The organism is Nonomuraea sp. KM90, from assembly GCF_052246675.1.
Classification (GTDB): Bacteria; Actinomycetota; Actinomycetes; order Streptosporangiales; family Streptosporangiaceae; genus Nonomuraea.
On sequence record NZ_JBQQCB010000002.1, the window covers coordinates 1 to 19,395 of the forward strand.

15 protein-coding genes are annotated in these 19,395 nt (G+C 70.7%); 11 read left to right on the plus strand and 4 right to left on the minus strand.

Annotated elements, in window-relative coordinates:
• Nucleotides 1-605: tRNA methyl transferase PRC-barrel domain-containing protein (locus tag ACTWPW_RS02475; protein ID WP_443167835.1), on the plus strand; the 605-nt coding region annotated here is incomplete at its 5' end.
• A gap of 28 nt (nt 606-633) precedes the next feature.
• Here ACTWPW_RS02475 and ACTWPW_RS02480 read toward each other — a convergent pair.
• A complete protein-coding gene (locus ACTWPW_RS02480; protein ID WP_443167836.1) occupies nt 634-1,266 on the minus strand; it encodes an MBL fold metallo-hydrolase in 633 nt (210 codons plus the stop codon).
• 24 nt (nt 1,267-1,290) lie between these two features.
• Between ACTWPW_RS02480 and ACTWPW_RS02485 the strand changes: the two genes are divergently transcribed.
• The 7 genes from ACTWPW_RS02485 (at nt 1,291) to gatB (ending at nt 11,844) form a co-directional block, all read left to right on the plus strand.
• The gene (locus ACTWPW_RS02485) at nt 1,291-2,283 is read left to right on the plus strand and encodes a methionine synthase (RefSeq protein WP_375111428.1); all 993 of its coding nucleotides are present in this window, start codon (nt 1,291-1,293) and stop codon (nt 2,281-2,283) included.
• A gap of 64 nt (nt 2,284-2,347) precedes the next feature.
• Complete coding sequence (gene ligA / locus ACTWPW_RS02490; RefSeq protein WP_375111427.1) at nt 2,348-4,537, plus strand: NAD-dependent DNA ligase LigA; 2,190 nt, start codon at nt 2,348-2,350, stop codon at nt 4,535-4,537.
• A 266-nt stretch (nt 4,538-4,803) separates the two neighbouring features.
• Nucleotides 4,804-6,870 carry a putative bifunctional diguanylate cyclase/phosphodiesterase gene (locus ACTWPW_RS02495; RefSeq protein WP_375111426.1) on the plus strand — a complete coding sequence of 689 codons (2,067 nt, stop codon included), beginning with the start codon at nt 4,804-4,806 and terminating at the stop codon, nt 6,868-6,870.
• Nucleotides 6,871-6,953: 83 nt separating this feature from the next.
• Nucleotides 6,954-8,393: an ATP-binding protein gene (locus ACTWPW_RS02500; RefSeq protein WP_443167837.1), complete on the plus strand. Its 1,440-nt coding sequence runs from the start codon at nt 6,954-6,956 to the stop codon at nt 8,391-8,393.
• Between the two features lie 97 nt (nt 8,394-8,490).
• Complete coding sequence (gatC, locus tag ACTWPW_RS02505) at nt 8,491-8,790, plus strand: Asp-tRNA(Asn)/Glu-tRNA(Gln) amidotransferase subunit GatC (RefSeq protein WP_364117850.1); 300 nt, start codon at nt 8,491-8,493, stop codon at nt 8,788-8,790.
• Nucleotides 8,787-10,283: an Asp-tRNA(Asn)/Glu-tRNA(Gln) amidotransferase subunit GatA gene (gatA, locus tag ACTWPW_RS02510; protein ID WP_375111424.1), complete on the plus strand. Its 1,497-nt coding sequence runs from the start codon at nt 8,787-8,789 to the stop codon at nt 10,281-10,283. Before gatC ends, gatA begins: the two co-directional genes overlap by 4 nt.
• Before the next feature lie 55 nt (nt 10,284-10,338).
• Nucleotides 10,339-11,844 carry an Asp-tRNA(Asn)/Glu-tRNA(Gln) amidotransferase subunit GatB gene (gene gatB / locus ACTWPW_RS02515; RefSeq protein WP_375111423.1) on the plus strand — a complete coding sequence of 502 codons (1,506 nt, stop codon included), beginning with the start codon at nt 10,339-10,341 and terminating at the stop codon, nt 11,842-11,844.
• Nucleotides 11,845-11,936: 92 nt separating this feature from the next.
• Here the strand turns inward: gatB and ACTWPW_RS02520 are convergent, their stop codons facing one another.
• From ACTWPW_RS02520 to ACTWPW_RS02530, 3 genes are read right to left on the minus strand one after another with little or no spacing between them, the layout of a single operon-like run.
• Nucleotides 11,937-13,448: a tripartite tricarboxylate transporter permease gene (locus ACTWPW_RS02520; protein ID WP_375111422.1), complete on the minus strand. Its 1,512-nt coding sequence runs from the start codon at nt 13,446-13,448 to the stop codon at nt 11,937-11,939.
• A 1-nt stretch (nt 13,449) separates the two neighbouring features.
• A complete protein-coding gene (locus ACTWPW_RS02525) occupies nt 13,450-13,935 on the minus strand; it encodes a tripartite tricarboxylate transporter TctB family protein (protein WP_375111421.1) in 486 nt (161 codons plus the stop codon).
• Nucleotides 13,935-14,900: a tripartite tricarboxylate transporter substrate binding protein gene (locus ACTWPW_RS02530; protein WP_364117859.1), complete on the minus strand. Its 966-nt coding sequence runs from the start codon at nt 14,898-14,900 to the stop codon at nt 13,935-13,937. Before ACTWPW_RS02530 ends, ACTWPW_RS02525 begins: the two co-directional genes overlap by 1 nt.
• Nucleotides 14,901-15,036: 136 nt before the next feature.
• Here ACTWPW_RS02530 and ACTWPW_RS02535 point away from each other — a divergent pair, with 136 nt between their 5' ends.
• The 3 genes from ACTWPW_RS02535 (at nt 15,037) to ACTWPW_RS02545 (ending at nt 19,363) form a co-directional block, all read left to right on the plus strand.
• Nucleotides 15,037-16,611, plus strand: coding sequence for an ATP-binding protein (locus ACTWPW_RS02535; protein WP_443167838.1), 1,575 nt, complete (start codon nt 15,037-15,039; stop codon nt 16,609-16,611).
• Nucleotides 16,608-17,264, plus strand: a complete 657-nt coding sequence (locus ACTWPW_RS02540) for a response regulator (RefSeq protein WP_375111419.1) — start codon at nt 16,608-16,610, stop codon at nt 17,262-17,264. Before ACTWPW_RS02535 ends, ACTWPW_RS02540 begins: the two co-directional genes overlap by 4 nt.
• A gap of 92 nt (nt 17,265-17,356) precedes the next feature.
• Nucleotides 17,357-19,363 carry a VanW family protein gene (locus ACTWPW_RS02545; protein ID WP_375111418.1) on the plus strand — a complete coding sequence of 669 codons (2,007 nt, stop codon included), beginning with the start codon at nt 17,357-17,359 and terminating at the stop codon, nt 19,361-19,363.
• Nucleotides 19,364-19,395 lie beyond the last annotated feature (32 nt).

The following is a 19,395-nucleotide window of genomic DNA, read 5'->3' on the forward strand; positions in this document are numbered from 1 at the left end:
GCGACTCGACCAAGGCCGAGGTGCGCGAGGAGGCCGCCAGGCGCGGCCTGACCGTCGCCGACAAGCCCGACAGCCACGACATCTGCTTCATCGCCGACGGCGACACGCGCGGCTTCCTGGCCGAGCGCCTCGGCTCGGCCGAGGGGCCGATCGTCGACGAGAGCGGCGCGGTCGTGGGCAGCCACCAGGGCGCCCACGGGTTCACGATCGGGCAGCGCAAGGGCCTGCACATCGACCGGCCGGCCGCGGACGGCCGGCCGCGCTACGTGCTGTCCATCGAGCCGGTGTCCAACACCGTCACGGTCGGCCCGCGTGCGGCGCTGCAGGTCACCTCGATCGTCTGCGGCAGCCCGGTCTGGAACGGGCCCGTCTCGAACGGGCCCGTCTCGAACGGGCCGGTCCGGAACGGGCCGGCCGCCTCCGACGACGTGACCGTGCAGCTGCGGGCCCACGGCGAGGTCTATCCGTGCACGTTCGAGGAGATCGCGGGCGGGCTGCGGATCGACCTGGGCCGGGCGGCCACGGGCGTCGCCGCCGGCCAGGCCGCGGTGCTCTACTCCGGCTCGACGGTCATCGGATCGGCGACCATCGTGTCCGCCGGCTGAAGCTGATTGACCAGCTGAGGGTGGCCGACTAGCTGAGGGTGGTCGACTCGCCGACCGCGAGGCGGCGGATGTCGGCGCCCTGCTTCTCCGCCTCCATCCGCAGCCAGTTGTCGACCAGGGCCAGGCCGATCTCGCTGTAGAGGGCGTCGTGGGTGGAATATGCGCGCGCCGGGCGGATCGTACGGAGGTATTCCACCATCTCCATCAGCTTCAGCCACGGCGCGCCGGTCGGCACCAGCAGCGTGGAGACCTCCACGTCCGGCACGGTCAGCGCGTCACCCGGGTAGAAGAGCTCGTCGTCGAGCAGGAAACCGACGTTCTGGACGATGCTCATGTCGGGGTGGTTCTTGGCATGCCACTCGCCGAACACCTTCACCCCGAAACCGGCCGTCTCGAACCCGTCGCCGTGCCGTACCACCTGGACCTTGCCCGGCACCTCGGTCAGCTCCGCAGCGACGCCCTCGCAGGTCCAGATCGCCAGGTCGGGCGAGGCGGCCTTCAGCTTCTCGACGTCCACGTGGTCGAAGTGCTGGTGGGTGATGAGCACCGCGTCGGCGCCGTCGAGCACCGGACCCTTGCTGAAGGTGCCGGGGTCGATGACCAGGACCTTGCCGTTCTTCTCCAACCGGACGCAGGCGTGGTCGAGTTTCGTGAGCTTCATTCGGCAGAGCCTACGCTGGTGCCCATGTCTACGTGGGAAGCCACCGGGGTTGGTTCGCATCCGGGTGAGGATCATCTTGAGGCGATCAGGATCGTGTTCGGCGAGGTGCCCGGCCTGCCGTACCTGCCAGAGCTGCCCGCCAGGGGCGTCGGGGCCGACATGGTCGGGCGTACGGCGGGGTTGCTGGTCGACCTGCACGTCGAGGTGCAGCCCTCCGGGTGGCGGCTGAGCGACCGGCCGGGGCGCGACCACCAGCGGGCCGTCGACCACCTGCGGCGCGACCTCGACGGGCTGGAGGAGATCGGGCACGACCACTCGGGGCCGCTGAAGCTGCAGGTCTGCGGGCCGTGGACGCTGGCGGGGTCGATCGAGCTCAAGTACGGGGACAAGATGCTCTCCGACGCCGGGGCCGTACGCGACCTGACCGCCTCGCTGGCGCAGGGGGTCGCGGATCACTGCGCCGAGGTGCGGCGCAGGGTGCCCGGGGTGACGGAGATCGTGCTGCAGCTCGACGAGCCCGGGCTGCCGGGCGTGCTGGCGGGCAACGTGCCGACCGCCTCGGGGTTCGGGCGGCTGGCGGCGGTCGAGGAGTGGCGGGTGGAGGAGTCGCTGCGGCTGTTCGACGAGCCCGTGGTGCACTGCTGCGCCCCCGCCGTGCCGTTCGCCGTGCTGCGCCGGGCCGGGGTTCGCGGGGTCTCCGTGGACGCCGCGCTGCTTCGGCGCAGGGACGACGACGCGCTCGGGGAGCTGTTCGAGGCGGGGATGGCGCTGTTCCTGGGCGTCGTGCCGGGCAGGGACGTGCGGCTGGCCGGTCCGGGGGTGGTGGCCAAGCCGGCGGTGGAGCTGTGGCGGCGGCTGGGGTTCGAGCCGGACCGGCTGGCCACCCAGGTCGTGCTGACCCCGGCGTGCGGGCTGGCGGGGGCCTCTCCCGCGTACGCCCGGGCGGCGCTGGCGGCCTGCAGGAAGGCGGCCCAGGTGCTCAGGGACGATCCGGCGAACGGGATGCCGGGCGACTGAGCGTGTCACCGTCGGTGCCCGGCGGTAGCGTTTGCTCAGGTTGTCGGATGGAAGGAGGGTCGGCGTGAGTGAGGCTGACACCGAGGTCGGAGGCGTGCCGGTGACCGCGCTCAAGCGGCATGCGGAGCTGAGCGAGCTGGTCGAGGACGCACGCTGGCGCTACTACGTGCTCGACCAGCCCACGGTGAGTGACGCCCAGTTCGACGAGTGGTTCAAGGAGCTGCTCACGCTGGAGGCGGCGCATCCGACGCTCCAGACGCCCGACTCGCCCACGCAGAAGGTGGGCGCGCCGGTCTCGGGCGATTTCGCCAAGGTTCAGCACCTCAACCGGATGGAGAGCCTCGACAACGCCTTCAACGCCGAGGACATGGCGGCCTGGCAGGCGCGGGCCGAGCGGCTGGCCGAGCGTGACCCCGGCCCCTACCTGTGCGAGCTGAAGATCGACGGTCTGGCGATCGCGCTGGTCTACCGCGACGGGAAGCTGGAGCGGGGCGCGACGCGCGGCGACGGGCGCACGGGCGACGACGTGACGGCCAACGTACGCACGATCAAGGGCATCCCGCACCGCCTCAAGGGCGACGACATCCCGAGCCTGGTCGAGGTGCGCGGCGAGGTCTACATCCCGGTCGAGGACTTCAAGAAGCTCAACGAGCAGCTGATCGAGCAGGGCAAGACGCCGTTCGCCAACCCGCGCAACTCCGCGGCCGGCACGCTGCGGCAGAAGGATCCGCGCATCACGGCCCAGCGGCCGCTGCGGATGCTGGTGCACGGCATCGGCCTCTGGGAGGGCGCGGCGGAGCCGCGGGCGCAGTCGCACGTCTACGACCGGCTGCGGGAGTTCGGCCTGCCGGTCAGCGACCTCTACCAGGTGCTGCCGGGGCTCGACCAGATCAACGAGTTCATCGAGCACTACCACGCGCACCGGCACGACCCGCCCTACGAGATCGACGGCGTCGTGGTCAAGGTCGACGACTTCCGGCTGCAGCGGGAGCTGGGCTCGACCTCGCGGGCGCCGCGGTGGGCGATCGCGTACAAATACCCGCCGGAAGAGGTCAACACCAAGCTGCTCGACATCCAGGTGGGAGTCGGGCGCACCGGGCGGGTCACGCCGTTCGCGGTGATGGAGCCGGTCGTCGTGGCGGGCTCGACCGTCGTGCGGGCCACGCTGCACAACGCGGCGATCGTGGTCAAGAAGGGCGTGCTCATCGGCGACACCGTGGTGCTGCGCAAGGCGGGCGACGTCATCCCCGAGATCGTCGGGCCGGTCACGGCGCTGCGTGACGGGTCCGAGCGGGAGTTCGTCATGCCGACGCACTGCCCGGAGTGCGGCACGGAGCTGGCGTACGAGAAGGAGGGCGACGCCGACCTGCGCTGCCCCAACGCGCGCGGTTGCCCGGCCCAGATCCGCGAGCGCATCTTCTTCGCCGCCGGCCGGCGCGCGCTCGACATCGACGGGCTCGGCTACGTCGCGGCCACCGCGCTCAGCCAGCCGCTGCCGCCGCAGGAGCCGGTCGTGCGCACCGAGGCCGACCTGTTCGACCTGACGCTGGAGCAGCTCATCCCGATCAAGTCGGTGGTCCGCGACCAGGACACCGGCCTGCCCAAGATCGACCCGAAGACGGGGGAGGAGAAGGTCGTCACCTTCTTCTCCAACATCAGCGGCGAGCCCAGCCAGAACGCGCTGCGGCTGATGGAGGAGCTGGAGCGGGCCAAGCAGTCCTCGCTCGCGCAGGTGCTGGTGGCCCTGTCGATCCGGCACATCGGCCCGCCCACGGCCCGTGCCCTGGCCGACGCCATGAGGTCGATCGACGCCATCATGAACGCCTCCGAGGAGGAGCTGGCCGCGGTCGAGGGCATCGGGCCCAGGGTGGCGGCCACGGTCAAGGAGTGGTTCGAGGTCGACTGGCACCGGGAGATCGTCGAGCGCTGGCGGGCCGCCGGGGTCCGGATGGAGGACGAGCCGGCTCCCGAGAAGGGGCCGCAGACCCTCGAAGGGCTGACGTTCGTGGTGACCGGCACGCTGGAGGGCTACACGCGTGACTCGGCCTCCGACGCGCTCACCAGCCGGGGCGGCAAGGTGTCGGGGTCGGTGTCGAAGAAGACCTCGTTCCTGGTGGCGGGGGAGAACGCGGGGTCGAAATACGACAAGGCGGTGAGTCTCGGCGTGCCCATCCTCGACGGGGCCGGGTTCGAGGTGCTGCTGAAGGAGGGGCCGGAGGCCGCGGCCGGGGCGGTGGTCACTCCGGAGGCCTGATCTCCGTTCTACCGGGGCTCGCTCGTGTGGACGAGCGGGCCCCCTTGTCGTGTGCCCCGCCGTGTGCCCCGCCGTGTGCCGCGTCATGTGTCGTGTCATGCGTCGTGTGGCGGGCCGCTCGGGTCTTAGCGTGCATGGTTTGCTACTGAGGGTGCTTTTTGGGTATATGTCGGAAAGGAGAAGTGACGGAACGTACGCGCTTGGTTTCGCGAAGTGGGGTGAAGGTCGTACCCTCCCATAGTGACCTAATGGGGGTTCTGTTACCGATGACTGACCCAACCGACACCCGCGACACTGGACCACGCGTCGGCACGCCACTGTGGGCGTTCCTCGCGGGCATCACCGTGATCGGCTTCACCGCCCTGGTGGTGGCCATGCTCAGGCTGGACCCGGCCGGTCTCGTCGAGCTCGCCCGCATGCCGTTGTTCTGGGTGCTCGGGGTGCTGGTGGTCCTGGGTGAGCTGCGGCCCGTGATGGTGTCGTCCGCGACGGCCGTGGGCGGCACATATCCGTCCACCATGTTCACCTTCGCTGTGCTGCTGCACTTCGGGCTGCCGGTGGCGGTGCTGATGCAGGCCGTCGCCGTGGCCATGAACGGCGTGGTGACGCGCAAGGCGTGGCACCGGGTCATGTTCAACATCGCCCAGTCCACCCTGGCGCTGACCGCGGCGGCCGTGGTGCTGGGGACGTTCGGGATCGTTCCGAGCCCGGCCGCGCCCTGGGTGCCGAGCGGGGCCGACCTGCTGGCGATCGCGCTGGCCGGGGTCGCCTACTTCGTCACCAGGGCCACCCTCGTCTCCGGCGCGGTCGCGCTGCACGAGCGGCGCTCGATCATGCGCGTGCTGAAGGCCACCGTGGGCCCGCAGGGTCTCGTCTACACCGGGCTGCTGGGCCTGGCCCCCCTGGTCGTCGTGGTCATGAACCACTCTCCCGGGCTCGTGCCCCTCTTCGTCGCCCCCCTGGCCGCCGTCTACTTCACCGCCACGCTCTCCATGCGCCGCGACCACCAGGCCCTGCACGACGAGCTGACCGGCCTGCCCAACCGCAAGATGCTCATCGTCAGCACCGAGGAGGCGCTGGCCGAGGTGCGCCAGGACGAGCGGGTCGGCCTGTTCCTGCTCGACCTCGACCGGTTCAAGGAGGTCAACGACACGATGGGCCATCCGGTGGGCGACCGGCTGCTGCAGATGGTGGCGCACCGGCTCACCCACTCCGTACGGCCCGGCGACGTCGTGGCCCGGCTCGGCGGCGACGAGTTCGCGGTGCTGCTGCCGTCCATCAGGGACGCCCACGCGGCCAGGGAGGTGGCGGCCCGGCTGCGGGCGGCGCTGACCGAGCCGGTGCGGCTGGAGGGCATGACCTTCGACCTCGACGGCTCCGTCGGGATAGCGCTCTATCCGGACCACGCCCCCGACTTCGAGCTGCTGCTGCAGCGCGCCGACGTGGCCATGTACCTGGCCAAGGAGGGCCGTACGGGCGTCGAGCTCTACCAGCCGGACAAGGATCGCAACTCCCCCGAACGCCTCACCCTGCTCGGCGACCTCCGCCGCGCCATCGACAACCGCGAGCTGCGCCTGCACTACCAGCCGAAGGTCGCCCTGGGCACCGGCGACGTGCAGGGGGTCGAGGCCCTGCTGCGCTGGCGGCATCCGGTGCACGGGCCGATCCCGCCGTCGGAGTTCGTGCCGCTGGCCGAGCAGTCGTACCTGATGCGGCAGCTCACGGCGTACGTGGTCGAGGAGGCCCTGGAGCAGGCGGCCGCCTGGTGGCACACCGGGCTGCGGGTGCAGATCTCGGTCAACATCTCCGCCCGCGACCTGCTCGCCTCGGCCCTGCCGGAGCAACTGGAAGTGGGACTGGCCCGGTACGGCCTGCCGCCCGCGGCCATCCAGCTGGAGGTCACCGAGCGCATCCTGACCGGCGACCAGGCCTACACCCAGGAGACCATCAAGGCCCTGGCCACGCTCGGCGTCCCCCTGGCGCTCGACGACTTCGGCACCGGCTACTCCTCGCTGATCCGGCTCCAGCGGCTGGCGGTGTCCGAGGTCAAGATCGACGCCTCGTTCGTCCGCCGGATCGCCGAGTCCGAGGACGACTACCGGATCGTCCGCTCGATCGTGGACCTGGTCCGCTCGCTCGGGCTGAGGTCGGTCGCGGAGGGCGTGGAGTCGGACGACGTGGCGATGCGGCTGGTGGAGATGGGCTGCGAGGTGGGCCAGGGCTGGCTGTTCGGCCGGCCGATGCCGGCCGCCGAGGCGGCGGTGTGGCTGCGCGAGCAGGCGGGGACGGCGGTCGAGTACGGCTACCAGCCCGAGGTCAGCAGCTCGGCCTGACCGACTGTCATTGATTGCAAGCAGAAGTATGGTTCTTAGAAGTACACTTCTCAGGAATCTACTTCTGTGCGCAGGGGATGCCGATGCTGCCGAAGCCCGGTGAGGTCTTCGCTCGCGACTTCGAATGGCAGCGGTTGGCCAGGTTCGCCGAGCGCTCCAGCATGCGTCCCAAGCTGGGTGTCGTCAGCGGGCGGCGCCGGCAGGGAAAGACCTTTCTGATGGTCTCGCTCGCCCAGCAGACGGGTGGCTTCTACTTCAGTGCGACGGAGGCCACGGAGACGGAATCGCTGCACCTGTTCGCCTCGGCCCTGGCCGAGCATGTCGGGGCATCGGCTCCGTTCAGCTTTCCGAGCTGGGATGTGGCGATCCAGCAGCTTTTCGCCACCAGCGCCGAGAGGCGAGAGCTCATGGTGATCGACGAGTTTCCCTACCTCGGCAAGGCCGCGCCGGCATTGCCGTCCATCATCCAGCGGGAGATCGACCGGGCGGTCTCGCGGAACTCGCCTGTGTCCCTGCTGTTGTGCGGGTCGGCGATGTCCGTCATGGGGCGGCTTCTGGCGGGTAACGCCCCGTTGCGTGGCCGGGCTGTGCTGGAGCTCGTGCTGCGTCCTTTCGACTTCCGCCTTGCCGCCCGCTACTGGGGCATAACTGATCGGCGATTGGCGGTGCAGGCCCATGCGATCGTGGGCGGCACCCCGGCGTATCTGCCCTTTGTGGAGGACGACGTGCCGAAGGGGCCCGATGACTTCGACGATTGGGTGCGGCGCACGGTCCTCGATCCCGGGACCCCTCTCTTCAGGGAGGCGCGCTATCTCCTCGGCGAAGAGGCGGAGATGCGAGACTCCGCGATGTATCACTCGGTGCTGGCGGCGGTGGCCGCGGGCAACCGCACGAGAGGTGCGATCTCCTCCTACGTCGGACGCAAGGCCACCGACATAGGCCACCATCTGAACGTGTTGGAGGACTGTTGCCTGCTGCGAAGGGAGCCCGACGCATTCCGCCCTTCCCGGTCGATCTACCGCATCTGCGAGCCGTTGGTCACTTTCTATGAGGTGATCATGCGGCCGCGCTGGGGCTTTCTGGAGAGCGGCCGTGCGGAAAACGTCTGGGCCGACTCCGGGGCCAGATTTCGCGATCAAGTGCTCGGTCCTCACTTCGAGGAGATGTGCCGCCAGTTCGTGATGCTGGAGCCGGACTACTTCGGCGGCCTCCCCGGAGAGGTGGGCTCGGGGATCGTCACGGACCCCGTACGCCGCGAGCAGATTGAAGTGGACGTCGTCGTCTTCGCGCCTGCCATGCCCGGCGAGCAGCGGCGGGTCCTCTCGCTGGGAGAGGTGAAATGGGGCAAGGCCATGGGCTCCGGGCATGTGGCGCGGCTCAGGAGGGCCAGGGACCTGCTCGACGCCAAGGGGTACGACGTGCGCGACACCGTGCTCACCTGCTACAGCGGCGTGGGGTTCGACGCCTCACTGTCCGGGGAGCGGGACGTGCGGGCGGTGGGGCTGGACGAGCTCTACGGGTGAGGTGGCCCCAGGGGCTTAATGGTTCGGGGCTGCTCGGTCAAGGCCCCTAGGATGGCAGTGTCCAAAGACTCCATCCACGAAACGGGTTCAACGACTCATGTCCGCCATAACCCGCGACGAGGTCGCACACCTGGCCCGGTTGTCCAGGCTGGCGCTGACCGGCGACGAGCTCGATCACTACGCCACCCAACTCGATGCCATCATCGAGGCGGTCGCGAAGGTGGCCGAGGTCGCCGCCGAGGACGTGCCGCCTTCGTCGCACGCGCTTCCGCTGACCAATGTCTTCCGTGCCGACGAGGTGCGACAGTCCCTGACGCCTGACCAGGCGCTCTCCGGCGCTCCCGCCGTCGAGGACGACCGATTCCGGGTGCCGCGCATCCTCGGGGAGGAGGCATGAGTTTGATCCGCAAGACCGCCGCCGAGCTGGGTTCGATGATCGCCGGTGGCGAGGTGTCGGCCGTCGAGGTGGCCGAGGCGCATCTCGACCGCATGGCCGAGGTCGAGCCCAAGGTCAAGGCCTTCCTGCACGTCGATCGCGAGACGACGCTGGAGCAGGCACGCGCCGTGGACGCCAGGCTCAGGGCCGGTGAGCGGCTCGGCCCGCTGGCCGGGGTGCCGATCGCGCACAAGGACATCTTCGCCACGCGCGACATGCCCACGACCGCCGCCTCCAAGATCCTCGAGGGCTGGCGGCCTCCTTACGACGCGACCGTCACCGCGCGCCTGCGCGAGGCCGGCCTGGTCATCCTGGGCAAGACGAACCTCGACGAGTTCGCCATGGGCTCCTCCACGGAAAACTCCGCCTACCACGCGACCCGCAACCCCTGGGACCTGACGAAGGTGCCCGGAGGCTCGTCGGGCGGTTCGAGCGCCGCCGTGGCCGCCTACGAGGCGCCGCTGTCCACGGGCACCGACACGGGCGGCTCCATCCGGCAGCCCGCCTCGGTCACCGGGATCGTGGGGATGAAGCCGACCTATGGCGGTTCGTCCCGCTACGGGCTGATCGCGTTCGCGAGCTCGCTCGACACGCCGGGCCCGTTCGCGCGCAACGTGCTCGACGCGGCGCTGCTGCACGAGGCGTTCTCCGGCTACGACCCGATGGACTCCACCTCGGTCGACGCGCCCGTGCCCTCGGTGGTCGAGGCGGCGAAGAACGCCGACATCGCCGGCATGCGGATCGGCGTCGTCAAGGAGTTCGCCGGCGAGGGCTACCAGGCCGGCGTGCTGGCCCGCTACCACGAGGCCGTCCAGCTCCTTGAGTCGCTCGGGGCCAAGGTCGTCGAGGTCTCCTGCCCGTCGTTCCTGACCGCGCTGCCCGCCTACTACCTGATCGCCCCCTCGGAGTGCTCCTCCAACCTGGCGCGCTTCGACGCCATGCGCTACGGCCTGCGCGTGGGCGACGACGGCACCCGCAGCGCCGAGGAGGTCATGGCGCTGACCCGGGCCGCCGGGTTCGGTCCCGAGGTCAAGCGGCGCATCATGCTGGGCACGTACGCGCTGTCGAGCGGCTACTACGACGCCTACTACGGCCAGGCACAGAAGGTCCGCACGGTCATCTCCCGCGAGTTCGAGGCCGCCTACCAGCAGGTGGACGTGCTGGTGTCGCCGACCACGCCGACCACGGCGTTCTCGCTCGGCGAGCGCACGGACGACCCGATCGCGATGTACCTCGCCGACCTGTGCACGATCCCGTCCAACCTGGCGGGCAACGCGGCCATGTCCGTTCCGTGCGGCCTGGCCGACGAGGACGGCCTGCCGGTGGGCCTGCAGATCATGGCCCCGGTCCTGGCCGACGACCGCTGCTACCGCGTCGGCGCGGCCGTGGAGCAGGCCCTGGAGAGCCGCTGGGGCGGCGGGCTGCTGGCCAAGGCGCCGGAGCTGCAGGGGTAAGAGGGGACTGCGGCGTGCTCACGCAAACGCAACGATCTGAACTAAGGACCTCACCATGACTGCCGGTACGCTCATGCCGTACGACGAAGCGCTCGACCGGTTCGAGCCGGTGCTCGGCCTGGAGACGCATGTCGAGCTGGGCACCAAGTCGAAGATGTTCTGCGGCTGCAAGACGACCTTCGGCGCCCCGCCCAACACGCAGGTCTGCCCGACCTGCCTGGCGTTCCCCGGGGCGCTGCCGGTGGCCAACGCCGCGGCCATCGAGTCGACGATCCGCATCGGCCTGGCGCTGAACTGCTCGATCGCCGAGTGGTGCCGCTTCGCCCGGAAAAACTACTTCTATCCGGACATGCCGAAGAACTACCAGATCTCGCAGTACGACGAGCCGCTCTGCTTCGACGGCTACGTCGACGTCGAGGTCGAGGGCGAGACCGTGCGGATCGAGATCGAGCGGGTGCACCTGGAGGAGGACACCGGCAAGTCCACGCACGTGGGTGGCGCGACCGGGCGCATCCACGGGGCCGACTACTCGATCGTCGACTACAACCGGGCCGGCATCCCGCTGGTCGAGATCGTGACCAAGCCCATCCCGGGCACGGACCGGCTCGCGCCGGAGGTGGCCAAGGCCTACGTCACCGAGCTGCGGGAGATCATGCGCTCGCTCGGCGTCTCCGACGTGCGGATGGAGGAGGGCTCGCTGCGGTGTGACGTGAACGTCTCGCTGATGCCGCGCGGCTCGTCCGAGTGGGGCACCCGTACGGAGACGAAGAACGTCAACTCCCTGCGCAGCGTCGAGCGCGCCGTGCGGAGCGAGATCGAGCGGCAGGCGGGCCTCCTCGCCGCGGGCGGGAAGATCGTCCAGGAGACCCGCCACTTCCACGAGGACACCGGCACCACCACGTCCGGCCGGTCCAAGGAGGAGGCGCAGGACTACCGCTACTTCCCCGAGCCCGACCTGGTGCCGATCGCGCCCGACACGGCGTGGGTGGCCGAGCTGAAGGCGGCCCTGCCCGAGCTGCCGTCGGTCAAGCGCAAGCGGCTGCAGGCCGAGTGGGGGCTGTCCGACCTCGACATGCAGGCCATGCACAACGCCGACGCGATCGACCTGGTCGAGGCCACGGTCGCGGCCGGCGCGCCGGCGGCCGACGCGCGCAAGTGGTGGATGGGCGAGCTGGCCCGGCGGGCCAACGAGACCGGCACGCCGCTGGCCGACCTGCCCATCACCCCGGAGCAGATCGCCAGGGTGACCGAGCTGGTGGCCTCGGGCGCGCTCAACGACAAGCTGGCGCGCGAGGTGCTCGAAGGCGTGCTGGCCGGTGAGGGCACGCCCGACGAGGTGGTCGAGCGGCGCGGGCTGCAGATCGTCAACGACGAGGGCGAGCTGTCGGCGATCATCGACCAGGTGCTGGCCGACAACGCCGACGCGGCCGAGAAGGTGCGGTCTGGGAAGATCGCCGCCGCCGGTGCGCTGGTGGGCGGGGTCATGCGGGCCAGCAAGGGCAAGGCCGACGCGGGCCGCGCCCGGCAGCTCATCCTGGAGAAGCTGGGCGTCTCCGAGTAGGCAGGCCGTCCGGTGGGCCCCGCCGATTCGGACAAATCGGCGGGGCCAGTCAGCCAAGAACCGCTTATCGGGGTTCCCGGCCGGAGCCGCGGTTACTCCTCACGTGAGGGTGCGAGTCCCCGGCGGGCCAGGAGCTTCCTGAACAGGGGCGTGAGCAGCGCCAGGGCCGCCAGCACCAGCAGCACGGCCGCGATCGGGCTGCGTACGAGCACGCTGACGTCGCCCGCGCCGATGGCCAGCGCCCGGCGGAGCTGGATCTCGGCCATCGGGCCCAGGATCATGCCGATCACCGCGGGGGCGACGGGCAGGCCGAAGCGCCGCATGGCGTAGCCGAGCAGGCCCAGCACGTACAGGACGAAGAGGTCCACCACGGTGCCGTTCAGCGCGTAGACGCCGAGGGCGGCGAACAGGACGATCCCGGCGTAGAGGTACGGGCGGGGGATGTGCAGGATCCGGGCCCAGAGCGGGGCCAGGGGCAGGTTCAGCACCAGCAGCATCACGTTGCCGATGAACAGCGAGGCGATCATGCCCCAGACCAGCGCCGGGTTGTGGTCGAAGAGCTGGGGGCCGGGCTGCAGGCCGTACTGCTGGAAGGCGGCCAGCAGGATCGCGGCCGTGGCGGACGTGGGCAGGCCCAGCGTGAGCAGCGGGACCAGGGTGCCGGCCGCCGAGGCGTTGTTGGCCGCCTCCGGGCCGGCGACGCCCTCGATGGCGCCCTTGCCGAACTCCTCGCGGGCCACGCCGCGCGCCAGGCGCTTCTCGGCCGCGTACGACAGGAACGTGGGGATCTCCGCCCCGCCGCCCGGCAGCGCGCCGAACGGGAAGCCGAGCGCGGTGCCGCGCAGCCACGGGAGCCAGGAGCGCCCCCAGTCGGCCCGGCCCATCCACGCCCGCCCCACCGGGATCACCTCGGGCGGTACGTGGCGCAGCCGGGAGGCCACGTACAGGGCCTCGCCGAGGGCGAACAGGCCGACCGCCACGATCACCACGTCGATGCCGTCGAGCAACTGCGGGATCCCGAGCGTCAGGCGGGCCTGGCCGGTCTGCTGGTCGATGCCGACCAGGCCGATCGCCAGGCCGAGGCCGAGCGAGGCCAGGCCGCGCACGATCGAGCGGGACAGCACCGAGGACACGGCCGTGAACGCCAGGACGGCCAGGGCGAAGTAGTCCTCGGGACCGAACGAGATCGCGAAGCTGACCACCGCCGGCGCGGCCACGACCAGCAGCGCCGTGGCGATGGTGCCGGCCACGAACGAGCCGATGGCCGCCGTGGCCAGCGCCTGGGCGGCCCGGCCGCGCCTGGCCATCTTGTTGCCCTCCAGCGCCGTGATCATCGACGCCGACTCGCCGGGCGTGTTGAGCAGGATGGAGGTGGTGGAGCCGCCGTACATGCCGCCGTAGTAGATCCCGGCGAACATGATGAACGCGCTGGCCGACGGCACCGTGAACGTGATCGGCAGCAGCAGCGCCACGGTCATCGCCGGACCGATGCCGGGCAGCACGCCGACGAGGGTGCCGAGCGTGACGCCGATGAGCGCGTACAGGAGGTTGACCGGGGTGAGCGCGGCGGCGAACCCGTCGAGCAGGAGCTGGAACGACGTCACCTCAGATCACCCCCTCCAGCGGCCCGCCCGGCAGCGTCACGCCGAGGCCCTTGACGAACAGCAGGTACGTCGCCACCCCCATGACCACCGCGATCCCCGCCGCGCGCAGCTTGTGCTCGGCGCCCAGGGCCACGGACAGGCCGAAGAACAGCAGGCTCGCGCCGATGATCCAGCCGAGCACGTTCAGCAGGGCCGCGAACGCCAGGAAGATGCCGCTGACCAGGCCGACGCTGCGCCAGTCCGTGGGCGCGGCGGCGTCCACGTCCTCGCTCTCCTCGGGGTCGCCGTGCCCGCCGCGTACGACGTCGGCGACGTAGAACAGGCCGATGAGCACCATGGCGCCGCCCACCAGCATGGGGAAGAACCGCGGCCCGATGCCGAGCTGGGAGGCCGCCGCGGAGACGTCGAGCGTCCCGACCACGACGAGCACGCCCAGCGCCAGCACGACGACCGCCAGCCCGAGCTCGGGCCGCCACCACCGAGTCATCAGGAGACGAGCCCCATCTCGGCGATGATCCCCTTGACCCGGGTCTGCTCGGAGTTGAGGTAGTCGGCGAACTGCTGGCCGGTCTGGAAGGAGTCGATCCAGCCGTTCTTGGCCACCGCGTCCTTCCACGGCTGCGAGTCGTGCATCTTGGTGACCAGGTCGGTCAGGGCCTTCTTGTCGGCGTCGGAGATCCCGCCGGGGGCGACGAAGCCGCGCCAGTTGGCCAGCTCGACGGCCAGTCCGGCCTCCTTCAACGTGGGCGCGTCCAGGTCGGGCAGCCGCTCGCCGGAGCTCACGCCCAGGGCGCGCAGCTTGCCCGACTTCACGTGCTCCGCGAACTCGCCCACGCCCGAGATGCCCGCGCTGACCTTGTTGCCGAGCAGCTCGTTCAGCGCCTCGCCGCCGCCGGAGTGGGCGATGTAGTTGACCTGCTTGGGGTCCACACCCGCGGCCTTGGCCATCAGGCCGGCCACGATGTGGTCGGTGCCGCCCGCCGAGCCGCCCGAGATGGAGACCTTCGCCGGGTCGGCCTTCCAGGCCGCGACCAGGTCGGCCAGCGACTTGTACGGGGAGGCGGCCGGGACCACGACGATCTCGTACTCCTCGGTCAGCTTGGCGATGGGCGTGGTCTCGGCCAGCGTGACCTTCGACTTGTTCTGCTCGATGGCGCCCACCATGACCAGGCCCATGGTCATCAGCAGGTTGCCGTTGCCCTTCTCGCCGGCGAGCTGGGCCAGGCCGATCGTGCCGCCGGCGCCGGGTACGTTGAACACCTCGACCTTGCGCTTCGGGTCGGCCGCCTTGAACGCCTGCTCGGCCGTACGGGAGGTCTGGTCCCAGCCGCCACCGGGCGCGGCCGGGGCCATGATGCGCAACGAGGCGTTGGCGGAGGTGCCCGACTCGCCGCAACCCGTCAGCGCGCCGAGGGAGAGTGCCGCGAGGGCGGCGAATACGCGCAAGCGCATGATCACTCCAAGGGGGGATTTCACGTCTATGGAACTGGCATGGTGAAGTTCCTTCCCCGCGGCGTCGAGGCTTTGCGCGGTTGCCGTCGTAGTGGTCGTATTGGTCGCGACCTGGACGTGACCTCCGTTTGTTTCCATGTGCAGGGTGAGACGGGTTCGTGACGCCTCCCTCGGGACCCAGCTGTTCGTGCTCCAGATGGTGATCGTGCTGCTCGCCGTGGGGGGCACCGGAGGCGTGTGGGCCGAGCACACGCGCGACCAGCTCGACTCGCTGCACCAGCAGCGGGCCCTGGCGATCGCCCAGTCGGTGGCCGGGCTGCCGCAGGTCCGCGAGGCGTTCGAGCTGGAGCATCCCGAGACGGTGCTGCAGCCGCTGGCCATGAGCGTCCAGCAGGAGACCGGCGCCGACTACGTCGTGATCGCCAACATCGACCAGAAGCGCTACGCCCACCCCAACGCCTCGCTGATCGGCAAGCAGCTGTCCACCGACGGCACCACGGTCCTGCGTACGGGCCGGAGCTGGGTCGGCACGGAGACCGGCACGATCGGCACCACGGTCCGCGGCAAGACGCCCATCCGCGACGAATACGGCACCGTCATCGGCCTCGTCTCCGTCGGCGTGTTGGAGACCACGGTCATCAGCCAGGTCTCCCGGGCCCTGCCGCCGCTCGTCTGGACCGCGCTGGCGGTGCTCCTCGCGGGGCTCGCGCTGGCCGCGCTGATCACCGCACGCGTGCGCAAGCAGACGTTCGGCCTGGAGCCGCGCGAGATCGCCGCGCTGCTGGAGCAGCGCGAAGGCGTGCTGCACGGCGTCAAGGAGGGCGTGCTCGCGCTCGACCTGGCCGGCCGGGTGACCCTGGTCAACGACGCCGCCCGCGAGCTGCTCGGCGAGGTCGGCGAGGACCTCACCCAGATGCCGGTCTCCGAGCGCATGCGCGACGTGCTCAGCGGCGCCGACCCGGGCGAGGACCGCGTGGTGCTGCACGGCGATCGCGTGCTGGTGCTCAACCGCACCCAGGTCTGGGTACGCGGGCGCCACCGCGGCTGGGTGGTCACCCTGCGCGACCGTACGGAGCTGGTCCGGCTGGCCCGCGAGCTCGACGACAGCAGCAGCGCCACCGAGGCGTTGCGGGCGCAGGCCCACGAGTTCGCCAACCGCATGCACACCGTCGTCGGCCTGCTGGAGCTGGGCGAGCACGAGGCGGCCATCTCCTTCATCACCCGCACCACCGGCGGCGCGTACGCCACCGACCTGCCCGAACGCATCCAGGACCCCACCCTCGCCGCGCTGCTCCTGGCCAAGTCCGCCGAGGCGGCCGAGCGCGGGGCCACGCTCGTGCTGTCGGAGGACTCCTCGGTGCCCTCGGGCCTGCTCGGCGACCCGAGGGACGCGGTCCTGGTGGTCGGCAACCTGGTCGCCAACGCCATCGACGCCCTCGACGGGGCCGCGGGCACGATCGAGGTGTCGGTGCGGGCCGACGACGGCGGGCTGCACGTACGGGTCGGCGACTCTGGCCCCGGCATCGCGCCCGACCTGGTGGAGGAGGTCTTCAGGGAGGGGTTCACCACCAAGGCCGCGCACTCGGGGCCGCGCGGGCTGGGCCTGGCGCTGACCAGGCAGGCGTGCCTGCGCAGGGGCGGCTGGGTACGCGTACGGAACTCGGGCGGCGCCGTCTTCACCGCCCTGCTCCCGGTCAGGGGGCACCCGTGATCCAGGTGCTGGTGGTCGACGACGACTTCATGGTCGCCCGCATCCACAGCGGCTATGTGAGCCGCGTGCCCGGGTTCAGCGTCGTCTCCGTCGCGCACAGCGCGGCCGACGCGCTGGCCGCGGTCACCGAGCTCCGGCCCGACCTCGTGCTGCTCGACATCTACCTGCCCGACATGTCCGGCCTGGAGGTGCTCAAGTCGCTCCACGACGTGGACGTCATCATGATCAGTGCCGCCCGCGACGTGCCCACCGTCAGGGAGGCCATGCGCGGCGGCGCGGTCAACTACCTCATCAAGCCGTTCACCGCCGCCGCGCTGACCGAACGCCTCCAGCAGTACGCCGACACCCGCAAGCGCCTGACCGCCATCGGCCCCGAGGCCCGCCAGGACGACGTGGACCGGCTCTTCGGCACCTTCATGACCGCCGCCCCCATGCCGAAAGGGTTGTCCTCGGCCACGTGCGCGCTGGTCGCCGATACCCTGCGGGAGGCGGGCCGCGACCTGTCAGCCGCCGAGGCCGCCCAGCTCACGGGCCTGTCGCGGGTGAGTGCCCGCCGCTATCTCGAATACCTGTGCGCGGCCGGGCAGGCCGAGCTCCGGCCGCGTTACGGCACGGCCGGCCGACCGGAACATCGCTACCGGTGGCTAGGTTGACACACTTCCGTAGTCATTTTCCGTGACATATGCGGATCCCCGTGCCTTACTGTTGCCTGAGACTTGGCTGCGGACCGGGAGGAGATTGAGGCGTGCGAAACGCCGGACCGATCGAGTCACCGACCGACCCGTTCGCCTCGGTGCCGTTACCCACGTCGGGCGTCTCCAAGAAGCCGCGGATCGAAGGGCTGCCTCCAGGTGTCTCCCGGGACATCTTCGGCCCGCCGGACCGGCAGGAGTCCCGGGGGAGCCAGGGCCCGAGCAACCAGGGCGGTTCGTCGGGCAAGGGCGCGCTGCCGCCGGTGGCCGCGCCCGCACAGCCCTGGCCGATGGCCGGCAAGGAGCCGCCGATCCCGCCCGCTCCCGTGTTCGGCGGGGGCGGTTCGCCGGAGCGGCCCTCCTCGTACGAGCCCGAGTCGCCCCGGCGCCGGCGCTTGCTGCCCGGCCTGATCGTGTTCGTGCTGCTGCTGGCGGCTCTGGCGTACGTGATCCCGGCCGTGCTCATGTCGGGATCGGTCTTACGCGGCACGCGCGTCTCCGGTGTGGACATCGGCGGGCTGACCGTGACGCAGGCGGCCGACAAGCTGCGCGGCGAGCTGGCCACCAAGCTCAGCAAGCCCGTCGTGGTGGACATCGGCGGCAAGAAGGAGACCATCCAGGCCGACGAGGCCGGGCTCGAACTCGACGTGGTCGGCACGATCGGGCAGGCGCCCAGCGGCTTCCCCAGCCCGGAGGAGGTGTGGCGCGGCCTGACCGGCACCACCGAGCTCCAGCCGAAGACCACCGTCGACTCCTCCCAGCTCACCAGGACCGTCGAGGGCATGGCCGAGGCCGCCGACAAGCGCGCGCACGAGGGCCGGGTGACCTTCATCGGGCTGCAGCCCAGGGCCCGGCAGCCCGAGGACGGCGTGCTGCTCGACAGGGACGACGCCGTACGCAGGATCAGCGCCGCGTTCCTCGGCGGGGGCGGCACGGTCGTCCTCACCCTCAGGCCCGCCAAGCCCGCCACCACCCCCGAGGCCGTCGAGGCCGCGCTGACCAAGGCGAGGGCCGCGGTCTCCGCCCCCCTGACGCTGACCCTCGGCGCCAAGCAGGCGCAGATCTCCCCGGCCATGATCGCCGCGAACCTGACGTACATCGCCGACGGCGACGGCGGCCTCGTGCCCCAGTTCAACGCCAAGGCGGTGCTGGAGGTCGTGGAGAGCAGCCTGGTGGACGCCGCGCAGCAGCCGCGCGACGCCACGTACGAGATCGTGGACGGCAAGCCGGTCCTCGTGCCCGCCCGCGCGGGGCGGGGGGTCAACGACAAGCTGCTGGCCAGGGATGCCGAGAAGGTGTTCGACCAGGGCGGGAGCCGTACGATCCCGGTCCGGCTGGGCACGGTCGCGCCCCTCGTGGAGACCTCGGAGATCCAGGGGCTCGGCATCAAGGAGCTCGTCAGCACGTTCACCACGAACTTCGACTGCTGCCAGCCCCGGGTGAAGAACATCCAGCGGATGGCGCAGGAGCTCGACGGCCATGTGGTGAAGGCGGGGGAGACGTTCTCGCTCAACGACGTCGTGGGCGAGCGGACGGCCGAGGACGGGTACGTCGAGGCGGGGCAGATCGTCGGCGGGCGGATGGTGAACATCATCGGCGGCGGGGCCTCGCAGTTCGCCACCACCATGTACAACGCGGCGTTCTTCGGCGGGTTCGAGGACGTGGCGCACCAGCCGATGGACTATTACGCGCCGCGTTATCCGGCCGGGCGCGATGCGGCGCTGCTGTATCCGGACCTGGACCTGAAGTGGCGTAACGACTCCGAGAGCGGTGTGCTGATCAAGACCGCCTTCACCGAGACGTCGGTGACGGTGACGTTGTGGAGCACGAAGCGGTACGACGAGATCACGGTCGTGGAGTCGGAGCGGCGGAACTTCACGCCGTTCCGGCGGGAGAGCAGCTCTGCGGCTGACTGCCTGCCTACGGTGGGGGAGCAGGGGTTCACGATCGATGTGACCCGGGTCTTCCACCAGGACGGCAAGGTGGTCAAGAAGGACAAGAAGCTGACCACCAAGTACCGCCCCCAGGCTCAGATGACCTGCACCGCCGTAACCCGCTGAGGCCCCCGGGGGTTCGGGGCGGATCGCAGCCG

Coding starts and splice junctions, on each gene's coding strand:
- ACTWPW_RS02480 (WP_443167836.1), bottom strand. CDS start 1,266: ATGAAGCTCACGAAACTCGACCACGCCTGCGTCCGGTTGGAGAAGAAC.
- ACTWPW_RS02485 (WP_375111428.1), top strand. CDS start 1,291: ATGTCTACGTGGGAAGCCACCGGGGTTGGTTCGCATCCGGGTGAGGAT.
- ACTWPW_RS02495 (WP_375111426.1), top strand. CDS start 4,804: ATGACTGACCCAACCGACACCCGCGACACTGGACCACGCGTCGGCACG.
- ACTWPW_RS02500 (WP_443167837.1), top strand. CDS start 6,954: ATGCTGCCGAAGCCCGGTGAGGTCTTCGCTCGCGACTTCGAATGGCAG.
- gatC (WP_364117850.1), top strand. CDS start 8,491: ATGTCCGCCATAACCCGCGACGAGGTCGCACACCTGGCCCGGTTGTCC.
- gatA (WP_375111424.1), top strand. CDS start 8,787: ATGAGTTTGATCCGCAAGACCGCCGCCGAGCTGGGTTCGATGATCGCC.
- gatB (WP_375111423.1), top strand. CDS start 10,339: ATGACTGCCGGTACGCTCATGCCGTACGACGAAGCGCTCGACCGGTTC.
- ACTWPW_RS02525 (WP_375111421.1), bottom strand. CDS start 13,935: ATGACTCGGTGGTGGCGGCCCGAGCTCGGGCTGGCGGTCGTCGTGCTG.
- ACTWPW_RS02530 (WP_364117859.1), bottom strand. CDS start 14,900: ATGCGCTTGCGCGTATTCGCCGCCCTCGCGGCACTCTCCCTCGGCGCG.
- ACTWPW_RS02535 (WP_443167838.1), top strand. CDS start 15,037: ATGTGCAGGGTGAGACGGGTTCGTGACGCCTCCCTCGGGACCCAGCTG.